This window comes from Methyloparacoccus murrellii, assembly GCF_054657115.1.
Map to the genome: position 1 here is coordinate 1 of NZ_BAAHXD010000033.1, position 13,090 is coordinate 13,090.

Sequence of the window (13,090 nt, forward strand, 5' to 3'; positions counted from 1 at the left end):
CATCAGCGAACCGCCGCCGACACCGGTCAGCCCGACCAGCAGCCCGACCAGCAGGCCCGAAACGATCTGTGCCAGATCAAAGCTCATGTCATCATCCGCTCGGAAAGTCTGAAAATCCGGGGGCTAGGGTGCAAACCGCCATGACGGCCCGGCCCGCTCCCGGTCGCGGCGGGCATCCTAGCAAGCCGGCGGCATCCGCTGTAAGAATGGATTGGCAGAAGGATAGAACATCTGGTTATATGCCTTCTCCGCCCGCCGCACCCCGGACGAGCCCCCCGCTTTTTCAGCCCTGGCAGCGGTGTTAGCATCCTCCGGCGCCGGCATCGGCGATCGACGCAGCTTCCTTTCACTCTTCCCCGCAGGACCGATTTCCATGCAATGTGATGGCCACAACACCCATTTCCGAACCTTTCGGGCAACCCTGGCCGGACTGCTGACAACCTGCCTGGCGGCGGGCTGCGTGCAGCCCGCGGCGACCAAGACGGAGAACATCGGCGACGCAGCGGCCTGCGCAGCGCTGAAAACCGTCATCGCCGATGCCGGCACCGGCTTCCAGTCCCTGCGGGGCTCCGCCAGCCAGGACTACGACCACACCCGCTGGGACACCAAACCCATCCTGCCCGGCACCGACTGCGACATCGTCGCCTGGGGCGGCGGTCGCACCCACTATGGCTGCACCTGGGACAAGGGCAACGACGCCACGGCCCGCGCGGATTACGACGCGGGACTGAGGCTCGTCAGCCGCTGCCTGGGCTCCGGCTGGCAGGTTTCGCATCCCGCCGGACACTCCGGCGAGGCCAGCCGCTTCGCCCGGAGCGACAGCCCCACCACCGTGGAGATCCGCTACTACCGCGAGCGCGATCCCTCCCGCCAGTGGCAGACCAGCCTGACCATCGGCCCGCCCATCACCCGCGATGCCCGCTGACCGGACCGCGGCTTGCCAAAGCCGCGGCCATGCATTAGCTTAGCCCGCACCTAGGGCTAGGGGTGCCCAGGGCGATCCCGTGGATCGCCGCCCGGGCTGAGACACACCCTTTGAACCTGACCCGGTTAGAACCGGCGTAGGAAAGCCTGTCCCGCCGGCCGTGCGCAGCCGCCGCCGGACGACGCTGGAACTCCTTGCCGGACCGCCCCATCAACCGTCGAGGAGTAGCGATGAGCGCCGTCCCCAAAACCGTCCTGCACGATGCCGTCACCGCCAAGCAGGCATCCATCCAGCCTTTCGCCGCTTCCGAAAAGGTCTATATCGAGGGCAGCCGGCCCGACATACGCGTGCCGATGCGGAAAATCAGCCAGTCCGACACCCCCACCGGTTTCGGCGCGGAGGAGAACCCGCCGGTCTACGTCTACGATACCTCCGGCCCCTACACCGACCCGGCCGTGACGGTCGATCTGCGCCATGGTCTGCCGGCCCTCCGCGAAGCCTGGATCGAGGCGCGCGGCGACACCGTGGAACTGGACGGCCCGTCCTCCCGCTATGGCCAGGCCCGCCAGAGCGATCCGGCGCTGAGCGCCCTGCGGTTCGAACACATCCGCAAGCCTCGCGTCGCCAAACCCGGCGCCAACGTGACCCAGATGCACTATGCGCGGAAGGGCATCGTCACGCCGGAAATGGAATTCATCGCCATCCGCGAGAACCAGAGACTGGAGGCGCTGGCCGAGCTGTACCAGCACCAGCATCCGGGCGAAGCCTTCGGCGCCGCCATTCCCAAGATCATCACCCCCGAATTCGTCCGCGACGAGGTCGCCCGCGGCCGCGCCATCATCCCCAACAACATCAACCATCCGGAATCCGAGCCGATGATCATCGGCCGCAACTTCCTGGTGAAGATCAACTGCAACCTCGGCAACTCCGCCGTCACCTCGTCCATCGAGGAAGAAGTCGAGAAGATGCTGTGGTCGATCCGCTGGGGCGGCGACACGGTGATGGATCTCTCCACCGGCAAGAACATCCACGAGACCCGCGAGTGGATCATCCGCAACTCGCCGGTCCCCATCGGCACGGTGCCCATCTATCAGGCGCTGGAAAAGGTCGATGGCCGCGCCGAGGCACTGACCTGGGAAATCTTCCGCGACACCCTCATCGAACAGGCCGAGCAGGGCGTCGACTACTTCACCATCCACGCCGGCATCCGCCTGCCGTTCATTCCGCTGACGGCGAAGCGCGTCACCGGCATCGTCAGCCGCGGCGGCTCGATCATGGCCAAGTGGTGCCTCGCGCACCACAAGGAGAGCTTCCTCTACACCCATTTCGAGGACATCTGCGAGATCATGAAGGCCTACGATGTGGCCTTCTCGCTGGGCGACGGCCTCCGCCCCGGCTCCATCGCCGACGCCAACGACGAGGCCCAGTTCTCCGAATTGCGCACCCTGGGCGAGCTGACCGAGATCGCCTGGAAGCACGACGTGCAGGTGATGATCGAAGGCCCCGGCCACGTGCCCATGCACATGATCAAGGCCAACATGGAGGAGCAGCTCAAGCACTGCCACGAGGCACCCTTCTACACCCTGGGCCCGCTGACTACCGACATCGCGCCCGGCTACGACCACATCACCAGCGCCATCGGCGCCGCCATGATCGGCTGGTACGGCACCGCCATGCTCTGCTACGTCACACCCAAGGAGCACCTGGGCCTGCCGAACAAGCAGGATGTGCGCGACGGCATCGTCGCCTACAAGATCGCCGCCCACGCCGCCGACCTGGCCAAGGGCCATCCCGGCGCCCAGGCCCGCGACAACGCCCTGTCCAAGGCGCGCTTCGAATTCCGCTGGGCCGATCAGTTCAACCTCAGCCTCGATCCCGAGAAGGCGCTGGAATTCCACGACGAGACCCTGCCGCAGGAAGGCGCCAAGCTGGCCCACTTCTGCTCCATGTGCGGCCCGCATTTCTGCTCGATGAAGATCACCCAGGATGTGCGTGAGTATGCAAAGAACCATGGGCTGGACGATGACCAGGCGCTCGAAGCCGGCATGGAGGAAATGGCCGGGGAATTCATCAAGGGCGGCGCGGAGATTTACCACAAGGCCTGAGACTGCCGGCCGTTCCGGGCATGCGGCATGAAATGCCCCGGCGGCGGCCTTAGAATGGGGCATCCCGGAGAGGAGAACCGCCGATGCCGACCCAGCCCATTTCGGATGATGTCCTGCGGGAGAAATACGCCAAGCAGGGCGAGACCACGGCCGAGGATGTCTTTCGTCGTGTCGCCAGGGCGCTGGCCTCGGTGGAGGCCGCGCCGGATACCTGGGAGCCCCGGTTTCTGGCGGCCCTGCGCCAGGGCTTCATACCGGCCGGTCGCATCATGTCGGCGGCTGGCACGGATATCCGGGCCACGCTGATCAACTGTTTCGTGCAGCCGGTCGGCGACGCCATCTCCGAGCCAGACGCCGAGGGCAAACCCGGCATCTACATCGCCCTACAGGAAGCCGCCGAAACCATGCGCCGTGGCGGCGGCGTCGGCTATGACTTCTCCCGCATCCGACCCAGGGGCGCCCGGGTCAGAGGCACGGCTTCCAGCGCATCGGGACCAATCTCCTACCTGCGCGTCTTCGACCGGTCCTGCGAGACCGTGGAATCCGCCGGCAGCCGCCGGGGCGCGCAAATGGGCGTGCTGCGCTGCGACCATCCCGACATCGAGGACTTCATCCACGCCAAGGACCGGCCGGGCGAACTGACCAATTTCAACCTGTCGGTCGCGGTAACCGACGCCTTCATGCACGCCGTGGAAAGCGACGCCGACTGGGCGCTGGTCCACCGGGCCGAGCCGGGTGAAAGCCAGGCAGGACATGCCACCGGCCGCCGCGAAGACGGTGCCTGGATCTACCGCAGCCTGCCCGCACGGGTGCTGTGGGACCAGATCATGACCTCCACCTACGACCATGCCGAACCCGGCATCCTGTTCGTGGACCGCGCCAATGCCGAGAACAACCTGCATTACTGCGAGACGTTCGAGGCCACCAACCCCTGCGCCGAGGAGTGGCTGCCCGACTACGGCTGCTGCTGCCTTGGCTCCATCGACCTGACCCGGCTGGTCGAGGCGCCATTCACGGCGGAAGCCCGCTTCGACCTTGCCGGACTGGCGGCACTCGCGGGGCTGGCGGTGCGCATGCTCGACAACGTGCTGGACCTGACCTACTGGCCGCTCGAGGCCCAGCGCGCCGAGGCCATGGCCAAGCGTCGCATCGGGCTCGGCTTCACCGGCCTGGGTGATACCCTGATCATGCTCGGCCTGCGTTATGACACGGATGCCGCCCGGGCCATGGCCGGCCGCATCGCCGAGGCATTGCGGGACGCCGCCTACCAGGCCTCGGCGGAACTGGCGGACGAGAAGGGGGCCTTCCCGCTGTTCCGCCCGGACGCCTATCTCGCCGGCGCCTTTGTCCGCCGGCTGCCGGAGACGCTGCGCGAGCGCATCCGCCGACAGGGCCTGCGCAACAGCCACCTGCTCGCCATCGCGCCGACCGGCACCATCAGCCTGGCCTTCGCCGACAACGCCTCCAATGGCATCGAGCCGCCCTTCGCCTGGCGCTACACCCGCCGCAAGCGCACCCCGGACGGCGGCGTGCAGGACTACCCCGTCGAGGATCACGCCTGGCGCCGCCATCGCATCGAGGGCGGCGATGTCGACCACCTGCCACCGTACTGGGTCACCGCGCTGGAGATCGCCGCACTGGACCACATGCAGATGCTGGCGGCGGTACAGCCCTATATCGACACCAGCATCTCCAAGACCGTCAACGTGCCGGCCGACTATCCGTTCGAGGCCTTCAAGAACCTCTATCTCGAGGCCTGGCGCCACGGCCTCAAGGGACTCGCCACCTACCGCCCCAACCTCATCACCGGCGCGGTGCTGGAGACCACCGACGCCCAGGCCATCCAGGGCGGGAGCAGCGCGCCGGATTTCGACGTTTCCGACCCCAACCGTCGGCTCCGGCTGGAGCAGGTGCCGGAACCCACCCTCGCCTCGCTGCGCTGGCGCCGGCGGCCACGCCCCCCCGGCGGCAACCCGGCCTGGTGCTACATGGTCGACCACCCGCATGGCTCCTTCGCCGTCTTCGTCGGCCATCTGGACCATGCTCCCAGGCGCGCCACCGAACGCGGAGAGCCCCTGCCAGAAAGCTTGCCGCAAAATGGACAGCGCCAGCCCTTCGAAGTCTGGATCAACGGCGCGGAGCAGCCGCGCGGCCTGGGCGCGCTGGCCAAGTCGCTGTCCATGGACATGCGCTCCAACGATCGCGGCTGGCTGAAGACCAAGCTGGAAAGCCTGATGAAGGCCTCCGGCGACGACGGCTTCGAGCTGCCGCTGCCGCCCGCGGGCGAGCCCTTCCGGGTACCCAGCCTGGTGGCCGGCTTCGCCCGGCTGGTGTCCCTGCGCTGCCAGGAGCTGGGCGCCTTCGACACCATCGCCGACACGCCCGTCCTGCACGCCCTCATGTCGCCCAAGGAACCGAAGACCGGCCCGGATGGCACGCTGTCCTGGACCGTCGACATCTACAACCCGGCGACCGGCGACGATTTCGTCATGGGCCTCAAGGAGCTGGTGCTGCCCAACGGCCAGCGCCGGCCCTACTCGGTCTGGCTGTCGGGCGAGTATCCGCGGCTGCTCGACGGGCTGTGCAAATCCCTGTCCTACGACATGCGCGTGATCGATCCCGCCTGGATCGGCGCCAAGCTGCGGCAGCTGGTCGATTTCCCCGAGCCGCGGGGCGACTTCCTGGCCTGGGTGCCGGGCGAGCAGCGCAAGACCAACTACCCCTCGACCGTCGCCTATCTGGTGCGGCTGATGATCCACCGCTACGCCCTGCTGGGCATCCTCGACGAGGACGGCTACCCGATGGAGGACATGGGCATCGTCGCCTACGATGCCGAGAACGTCATCCCCCTGCGCGCCCGTTCGGCCGGCGCCATGGAAGTCCGCCCCGGCAAGCGCTGCCCGGAATGCGGCAACTATGCCGTCATCCGCAGGGACGGCTGCGACTTCTGCAGCGCCTGCGGCGCCGTGGGCGGTTGCGGCTAGACCGGGCGCGGTTCCACGGCATCCGGCCCGGCACCAGTCCCGGCCATACCGATATCCATCAGGAGCACACCATGAACACCCCCGCGATCTCCATGGCCGACCTGCGGCTGACCTTCCATGGCGCGGCACGCCAGGTCACCGGCTCCTGCTACCTGCTGGAGACCCGGGGCGGCCGGCTGTTGCTGGAATGCGGCATGTTCCAGGGCCCACCAGCGACCACCGAACGCAACCGCCTCGACTTCCCCTTCGATCCCCGTTCGCTGGCCGCGGTTGTCGTTTCCCACGCCCACATCGACCATTCCGGCCTGCTGCCCAAGCTGGTCAGGGCCGGCTACACCGGACCGATCTACCTGACGCCGCCGACGCATGACCTGCTGGAACTACTGCTCAAGGACGCCGCGCATCTGGAAATGAAGGATACCCAATGGGAAAACAAGCGCCGCCAGCGAGCCGGCAAGCGGCTGCTGGAGCCCCTGTACACCCTGGAGGATGTCGAGCGGGTTCTGGCCATGCGCCGGCCGCTGCCATATGCTGAACTCGCGCAACCGCTGCCGGGCGTGCAGCTGCGATTCCACGATGCCGGCCACATCATCGGCGCTGCCATCGTCGAGCTGGGGCTGGACACCCGTGACGGCCGCCGCACGCTGGTGTTCTCGGGCGATCTCGGCAACCGTTACTCGCCGCTGCTGCGCGATCCCGAGCGGCTCGCCCACGCCGACGTGCTGCTGCTCGAATCCACCTACGGCGACCGCGATCACCGCTCCCTGCCCGACACCCTGGCGGAATTCCGGCAGGCGCTGCAGGCGGCCGCGCGCAGCGGGGGCAACGTGCTGATTCCCTCGTTCGCAGTCGGCCGGACCCAGGACATCCTCTACTGGCTGGGCCGCTTCCACCGCGAGGGCGACCTGCCGCAGTCGCGGGTCTTCGTCGACAGCCCGATGGCCATCGAGGCCAGCGAGATCTATGTCCGTCACGCCAAGCTGTTCAACCGCGACGATCCGGACTTCAACCGACTGATCGGGCATGGCTGGCAGGCCTGGCTGCCGTGCCTGTCCTACTCCCGCAGCACCGAGGACTCCATGGCGCTCAACCAGGTCCAGGGCGCCATCATCATCGCCGGCAGCGGCATGTGCGAGGGCGGCCGCATCCGCCACCACCTCAAGTACAACCTCTGGAAACGCGATACCCACGTCATCATCTCCGGTTTCCAGCCGCGCGGCACCCTGGGACGCCGGCTGGTCGACGGCGCCCGGCGCCTGTCGATCCTGGGCGGGGACATCGCCGTCAGGGCCACCATCCACACGCTGGGCGGCTTCTCCGCCCATGCCGGCCAGAGCGAGCTGGTCGAATGGGCGCTGGGCCTGCAACCTGCCCGGCCGCGGGTCTATCTGGTGCATGGCGAGGTCGAGGCCATGACGGCCCTGCGCGAGCGGCTCCTGGCGCAGCGGATGCAGACGGAAATCGCCGAGCCGGGGGCAACCATCGCCCTCTAGCGGCGCCGGACCTATTCGCCGTTTCCGCCCTGGTTCATCTGCAAGGCCAGCAAGGCCCAGGTGCGCAAGGTATGCTCGACCCGGCCATTGACGGTGCCGACAGGAAACTCGCCGGCCTCGTCGCGCTCGCCGGCAGCGGTATCCAGCAGCACGGCCAGTGCCTCGTCGACGGTGCCCACGGCATAGATATGGAAGCGCCCGGCCGTGGCGGCCTCGACCAGATCCTCGCGCAACATCAGATGCGGGCGGTTGGCGTCCGGGATCATGACGCCCTGGCCCCCGGTGAGCCCGGCGGCGCGACAGACATCGAAGAAGCCTTCGATCTTCTCGTTGACGCCGCCGATCGGCTGCACATGGCCCAACTGGTTGACCGAGCCGGTCACCGCGATGTCCTGGCGCACCGGCAGTTCCGCCAGCGAGGAGATGAGCGCGCACAACTCCGCCAGCGACGCGCTGTCGCCCTCCACCTCGCCGTAGGACTGCTCGAACACCAGGCTGGCGGACAGGGACAGAGGCTGGGCGCGGGCGTAACGCGAGGCCAGCAGGGCCGACAGGATCATGACACCCTTGCTGTGCAGGGCGCCGCCGAGTTCGGTTTCGCGCTCGATATCGACGATCTTGCCGCTGCCGAGGCGGGTGGTGGCGGTGATGCGGACGGGATGGCCGCAGCTGTATTCGCCCAGACGGATCACCGACAGGCCGTTGACCTGGCCGATATGGCGCCCCCGGGTATCGATCAGCAGGGTCCCGCGCCGGATGGCTTCGTAGAGTTCGTCGCGGATGCGGCTGGCGCGGCGGGCCCGTCGGTCGATGGCGGTCTGCACAGCCACCCGGCCGATGACCGCGTGCCCGGCCTCGCCGGCCCAGTGGTCGGCCTCCTTGAGGAGATCCGTCAGCCGGCCCAGATGGCCGTCGAGTTTTTCGGCATCCTCGATGCCGCGCGCCGACTGCTCGATGACCAGCGCGACGGCCTCGCGATCCAGCGCGCGCAGCCCGTCGCGCCGGGCCAGGGTGCCGATCAGGCGGGCAAAGCGGACCTGCCCGGTTTCGTCGCGGTCGAGCGTGTCCTCGAAGTCCGCCGGCACCTTGAACAGGGCCTGGAATTCCGGGTCGTGCAGGCTCAGCAGGTAATAGAGCAGCCGGTCGCCGCAGAGGATGACCTTCAGCCGCAGCGGGATGGGCTCGGGCTCCAGGGGCGAGGTGCTGATCAGGCTCAGGGTGCGCTCCAGCGGCTCGATGGCGATGGCGCCGGCGCGCAGGGCGCGCTTGAGGGTCTCCCAGGCGAAGGGCTGGGTCAGCAACTTGAGCGCGTCCAGCACCAGATAGCCGCCATTGGCCCGATGCAGCGCGCCCGGACGGATCATGCCGAAATCGGTGATGAGGGTGCCCAGGTGCGCCTGATGCTCGACCCGGCCGACCAGGTTGGCATGGTGCGGCAGGGCCTCGAAGATCAGCGGGGCCCCCTCGGTCCCGGCGTGCGAGACCAGGACGTTGATGCGGAAGCGCTGGCCGGGCAGCGGCAGCCCCGTGTGCCCGAACAGGGCCTGGACGCTGTTTTCACCCTGCGGCAGGAAATCCGTCGCATGGTCGATCAGCGCCTCCTGCAGAACCTCGATGTGCGCGAGCGCGGCGGGGCAGTCGCGGTAGCCGGTCCGCAGTTCATCGAGCAGTTGGGTGACGACGGCCGCGGCCGTTTCGCGGTTCAGCGCCCGGAGCCGCTCCTGGGACTCGCGCCGCCAGAGCGGAAACTGGCGCAGCTGCTTCTGCAACTCCTCGTGCAGGGCGTCGATCGCGGCCCGGATCGCCTGCTGGCGCGCTTCCGGGAGCTGCTGAAACTCGTCCGGCTTCAACAGCTCGGCCTGCGCGTTCACCGGAGCGAAGGCATAGCTGGTCGGGGTCTCGATCAGGGCGATGCCTTGCTGCTGGGCGGCGACCCGCAGGGCATTGATGGTCGCCGCCTCGCGTTCCTTGACATCCCGCTCGATGGCTTCGGCGCGGGCGCGGTAGCCCTCCTGCTCGAAGGCGGCAGGAATGGCACCGAGCAGGGCCTCCAGCAGGCGGTCGACAGCATCCGCCAGCCGCCGGCCCATGCCGGCCGGCAGGCGCAGGACCCGGGGCCGGTTCGGCTCGCGGAAATTGTGGACATAGCACCAGTCGTCCGCCGTCGGTTGCCGGGCCGCCAGGCGGCCGACAACCTCGCGCAGCACGCTGTCCTTGCCGATCCCGGCCGGCCCCAGGACGAACAGGTTGAAGCCGGACCGATCGATGCCGAGACCGAACTGCAACGCCTCCAGCGCCCGCGCCTGGCCCACCGCCAGGTCGATGTCGGCGAGCCCCGCGGTGGTCTCGAAGCCGAGACTCGCCGGCTCGCAGCGCCGGCGCAACTGCACCGGCGCCAGGGCGCCCACGGGGGCCGGCTTGACAGTACGCGTCATGGGACGACTCCCTGGGGGCGACTGCGCGGCGACGTCAGGCGAAGTAGTTGCGCAAGGTGGACTCGATGATCCCCCAGGGCATGATGAAGGGTTTCTTGGAGATCTTGACCGAGAGCGTGTCCTCCAGGATGAGGTAGCTGCCCTCGATGCCGTGTCCGGAGAAGCGGCCGGTCTGGCCGTCGCCCTCGAAGCGGACGCCATTGTCCCGCGCGGCAAGGCGGGCCCTGGCGATCACCTCGTCGGGATCGCTCTTCAACTTGACTTCGAAGGATTTGCTCATGGCGGGTGGCTCCCTGTCCGTTTTGAAGCTGCGGAATCTTAAACGAAAGCGGAGAGCGGTGGCGCCGCCCGGCTAGCGGACCGCACGCGGCAGCGGCACAAAAAAGGCGGCCGGCAGGCCGCCCTGGTGGCCATCGGTAGCCTGTGTCAGGCCGCCATGGACTGCTTGAGGCGCTTCATGGCCGAGTTCTCCAGCTGCCGGATGCGCTCGGCGGAGACCTTGTAGCGAGCCGCGAGATCGTGCAGGGTCAGCTTCTCCTCGCTCAGCCAGCGACTGCGGACAATGTCGCGGCTGCGGTCGTCGAGCTGCTCGATGGCATGGATGAGCTTTTTCTGCTCGTGCGCTTCCCAGTCCTCGCTCTCCAGCAGGTCGGCCGGGTCGGCATTGGCCTGCCGCAGGTAGTGCACCGGGGCCGAGAAGTCCCGCTCGCCATCCTCGCCGTCGTCGGCGGCATCGTAGGCCAGATCCTGGCTGCTCAGGCGGCCCTCCATCTCGTAGACCGTGTCCAGCTCCACACCCAGCTCCTCGGCCACGGTGCTGGCCTCCTCGGGGTTCAGCCAGCCAAGGCGGTTCTTGTACTTGCGCAGGTTGAAGAACAGCTTGCGCTGCGCCTTGGTGGTCGCAACCTTCACGATGCGCCAGTTCTGGATGATGAATTCGTGGATTTCCGCCTTGATCCAGTGCACGGCGAAGGACACCAGGCGCACGCCGACGCCGGGGTCGAAACGCTTCACGGCCTTCATCAGGCCGATGTTGCCTTCCTGGATCAGGTCCTGCAGCGGCAGGCCATAACCCAGATAGCCCCGGGCGACATGGGCGACGAAACGCAGGTTGGCGAGCACCAGCTGGCGGGCGGCCTGGAGGTCGCCCTGCTCGCGGAAGCGCACGGCCAGCGCCTGCTCCTCTTCGGCATCCAGCCGCGGCAGGCGATTGATGGCCGCCATGTAATCATCAATGGAACCCAGCGACAGGCTTGGTGGCAAGGTCAAGGCTTGAGTCATTCTTTTCGCCCTCGTCATGTGGAGTGACCGGATCATGTTAGCACTCTGTGACAGCGAGTGCTAATGGCGGTTCCCTCATTCAGGCTCGATTTCGAGCAGGAAGTATGCAACCACGATCCAGGCCCCGGTGACGCCCAGCAACACCGCGCTTCCCAGCAGCACGACCGTATCGGCCAGCCCCATGAATGCCAGCCGATAGCTGCTGCCATAGAGCTCCGCCAGCTGGTTGACGGGCGCGCGGACGCCGAGGACCAGCAGGTTGGCCAGCATCCAGGCCAGCACCGCCCCCAGCAGGGCATACCAGAACCCGGCATGGACAAAGGGCCGGCGAATGAAGTGGTTGGTGGCCCCGAGCAACTTCGCCACCGCGATTTCCTCGCGCCGATTCTGCAACTCGAGGCGGATGGTGTTGCCGACGATGAACAGTACCCCGAAGCCGAGCAGCACGCTGAAGGCCAGGGTGCTGCGCTGGGCGATGGCCAGCAGGGATCGCAGTTTCTCCAGCCATTCGCTGTCGAACTGCACCTTGTCCGCCTCCGGCAGATGCCTGAGTTCCGCCAGCAGGGCGGCAACCGCGTCGGCATCCGTCCGTGCCGGCTGGACGATGACGACCACGGGCAAGGGATTGTCCTTCAGGGCTTCCAGCGCCTCGCCAAATCCGCTGTAGGCGGTCAGCTCCTTCAGCCCATCCTCCTTGCTGACCAGGGTGGCCCCGCCGATGCCGGGCCGCTGGCGCAACTGCTCGGCAACCTTGCGGCCGACCTCGTTGCCCAGCTCCGGCTTCAGGAACAGGGAAATCTGGCTGGTGGTTTCCAGCGCCTCGATGGGCTGGCGGGCATTCTGGATCAGGGCATGGAAGCTGGCGGGCAGGGCCAGGGCGATGGCCACCACCAGGATGGTGAGAAGACTCGCGATCGGCGTTTCACAGATCCGCCCGAAACTGGCCTTGAGCGAATCCAGCTGCAACACCCAGTAGGCGCCAAGACGCTCGGACAGGCCGATCTGGGATTCCAGCGAAGGCCGGAAGATGCCGCGCCTTGGCCCCGATCTGCGGGTTGGCGGCATGGCTCAGGCAACCCCGTCCAGGTGGCCATGCTCCAGCCGCAGGGTCCGGCGGCTGAACCGGCGCACCAGACCCATGTCATGGCTGGCGATGAGCAGCGTCACCCCGACGTCGTTGAAATCCCGGAACATGCGCATGATCTCGTCCGCCAGTTCGGCATCCAGGTTTCCGGTGGGTTCATCGGCCAGGATCAGCGGCGGCTTGTGGACGATCGCCCGGGCGATGCCGACCCGCTGCTGCTCGCCCCCCGACAGCGCCAGAGGCAAGCGTTTCTCCTTCTTCAACAGGCCGACCTTGTCCAGCGCGGCCCGGACCCGGCGGCCGACATCGTGCGGATTATGCCCGGTGATGAGGAGCGGCAGGGCGACATTGTCGAACACCGTCCGATCATTGAGCAGCCGGTAGTCCTGGAAGATGAGCCCGAGCTTGCGGCGCAGGTAGGGAATCTGCCGGGATGGCAACCGATGCACGGGAACGCCGTCGATGGTGATCTCCCCGCGGCTGGGCCTTTCCATGGCGGGGATCAGCCGCAGCAGCGTGCTCTTGCCGGCGCCGGAATGGCCGGTCAGGAACGCCAACTCGCCGCGCTCGATGCGGAAGCTGACCTCGGACAGGGCCTCGCCGCTTTCCGGATAGCGCTTGGTGACTTGCTTGAACTCGATCATGCGGGCGGGCTTGAGGCGGGGCTGGCAGGCCGTTGGGTTGACCCATGGTATCCACTCGCGCCAAGTCTTGGCAAAAAAGATGGCGGTTCTGGGCCGTGCCCGCCGGTCCCCTTACAATGCCGGCAGCCTTTCGTCCACC

At 67.5% G+C, this 13,090-nt stretch carries 9 protein-coding genes and 1 riboswitch; of the genes, 4 read left to right on the top strand and 5 right to left on the bottom strand.

The genetic code is table 11. The features are described from left to right. The first annotated feature begins 373 nt into the window (after window positions 1–373). The 4 genes from ACYQ1H_RS10325 (at window position 374) to ACYQ1H_RS10340 (ending at window position 7,507) form a co-directional block, all read left to right on the top strand. Window positions 374–925 (top strand): hypothetical protein, encoded by a 552-nt coding sequence (locus tag ACYQ1H_RS10325; RefSeq protein WP_460027971.1) that lies wholly within the window; start codon window positions 374–376, stop codon window positions 923–925. A gap of 48 nt (window positions 926–973) precedes the next feature. Further along, window positions 974–1,085, top strand: a riboswitch (TPP riboswitch). 70 nt (window positions 1,086–1,155) lie between these two features. Further along, window positions 1,156–3,030 carry a phosphomethylpyrimidine synthase ThiC gene (gene thiC / locus ACYQ1H_RS10330; protein ID WP_460027972.1) on the top strand — a complete coding sequence of 625 codons (1,875 nt, stop codon included), beginning with the start codon at window positions 1,156–1,158 and terminating at the stop codon, window positions 3,028–3,030. Between the two features lie 83 nt (window positions 3,031–3,113). Next, a complete protein-coding gene (locus tag ACYQ1H_RS10335) occupies window positions 3,114–6,014 on the top strand; it encodes an adenosylcobalamin-dependent ribonucleoside-diphosphate reductase (RefSeq protein WP_460027973.1) in 2,901 nt (966 codons plus the stop codon). A gap of 71 nt (window positions 6,015–6,085) precedes the next feature. Further along, window positions 6,086–7,507, top strand: a complete 1,422-nt coding sequence (locus ACYQ1H_RS10340; RefSeq protein WP_460027974.1) for an MBL fold metallo-hydrolase RNA specificity domain-containing protein — start codon at window positions 6,086–6,088, stop codon at window positions 7,505–7,507. An 11-nt stretch (window positions 7,508–7,518) separates the two neighbouring features. Here ACYQ1H_RS10340 and ACYQ1H_RS10345 read toward each other — a convergent pair whose 3' ends face one another. The 5 genes from ACYQ1H_RS10345 to ftsE form a co-directional block, all read right to left on the bottom strand. Then, window positions 7,519–9,942, bottom strand: coding sequence for a Lon protease family protein (locus tag ACYQ1H_RS10345; RefSeq protein ID WP_460027975.1), 2,424 nt, complete (start codon window positions 9,940–9,942; stop codon window positions 7,519–7,521). 34 nt (window positions 9,943–9,976) lie between these two features. Next, window positions 9,977–10,222: a hypothetical protein gene (locus tag ACYQ1H_RS10350; RefSeq protein ID WP_460027976.1), complete on the bottom strand. Its 246-nt coding sequence runs from the start codon at window positions 10,220–10,222 to the stop codon at window positions 9,977–9,979. 146 nt (window positions 10,223–10,368) lie between these two features. Beyond that, on the bottom strand, window positions 10,369–11,223 hold the full coding sequence (gene rpoH, locus ACYQ1H_RS10355) for an RNA polymerase sigma factor RpoH (RefSeq protein WP_460027977.1): 855 nt from the start codon (window positions 11,221–11,223) through the stop codon (window positions 10,369–10,371). 75 nt (window positions 11,224–11,298) lie between these two features. Further along, complete coding sequence (gene ftsX / locus ACYQ1H_RS10360; RefSeq protein WP_460027978.1) at window positions 11,299–12,288, bottom strand: permease-like cell division protein FtsX; 990 nt, start codon at window positions 12,286–12,288, stop codon at window positions 11,299–11,301. Window positions 12,289–12,291: 3 nt separating this feature from the next. Then, complete coding sequence (ftsE, locus tag ACYQ1H_RS10365) at window positions 12,292–12,951, bottom strand: cell division ATP-binding protein FtsE (protein WP_460027979.1); 660 nt, start codon at window positions 12,949–12,951, stop codon at window positions 12,292–12,294. Window positions 12,952–13,090 lie beyond the last annotated feature (139 nt).

What these genes read in the sequence shown, in the direction of transcription:
- ACYQ1H_RS10325 (WP_460027971.1), top strand. Translation starts at nt 374, where the DNA reads ATGCAATGTGATGGCCACAACACCCATTTCCGAACCTTTCGGGCAACC.
- thiC (WP_460027972.1), top strand. Translation starts at nt 1,156, where the DNA reads ATGAGCGCCGTCCCCAAAACCGTCCTGCACGATGCCGTCACCGCCAAG.
- ACYQ1H_RS10335 (WP_460027973.1), top strand. Translation starts at nt 3,114, where the DNA reads ATGCCGACCCAGCCCATTTCGGATGATGTCCTGCGGGAGAAATACGCC.
- ACYQ1H_RS10340 (WP_460027974.1), top strand. Translation starts at nt 6,086, where the DNA reads ATGAACACCCCCGCGATCTCCATGGCCGACCTGCGGCTGACCTTCCAT.
- ACYQ1H_RS10345 (WP_460027975.1), bottom strand. Translation starts at nt 9,942, where the DNA reads ATGACGCGTACTGTCAAGCCGGCCCCCGTGGGCGCCCTGGCGCCGGTG.
- ACYQ1H_RS10350 (WP_460027976.1), bottom strand. Translation starts at nt 10,222, where the DNA reads ATGAGCAAATCCTTCGAAGTCAAGTTGAAGAGCGATCCCGACGAGGTG.
- rpoH (WP_460027977.1), bottom strand. Translation starts at nt 11,223, where the DNA reads ATGACTCAAGCCTTGACCTTGCCACCAAGCCTGTCGCTGGGTTCCATT.
- ftsX (WP_460027978.1), bottom strand. Translation starts at nt 12,288, where the DNA reads ATGCCGCCAACCCGCAGATCGGGGCCAAGGCGCGGCATCTTCCGGCCT.
- ftsE (WP_460027979.1), bottom strand. Translation starts at nt 12,951, where the DNA reads ATGATCGAGTTCAAGCAAGTCACCAAGCGCTATCCGGAAAGCGGCGAG.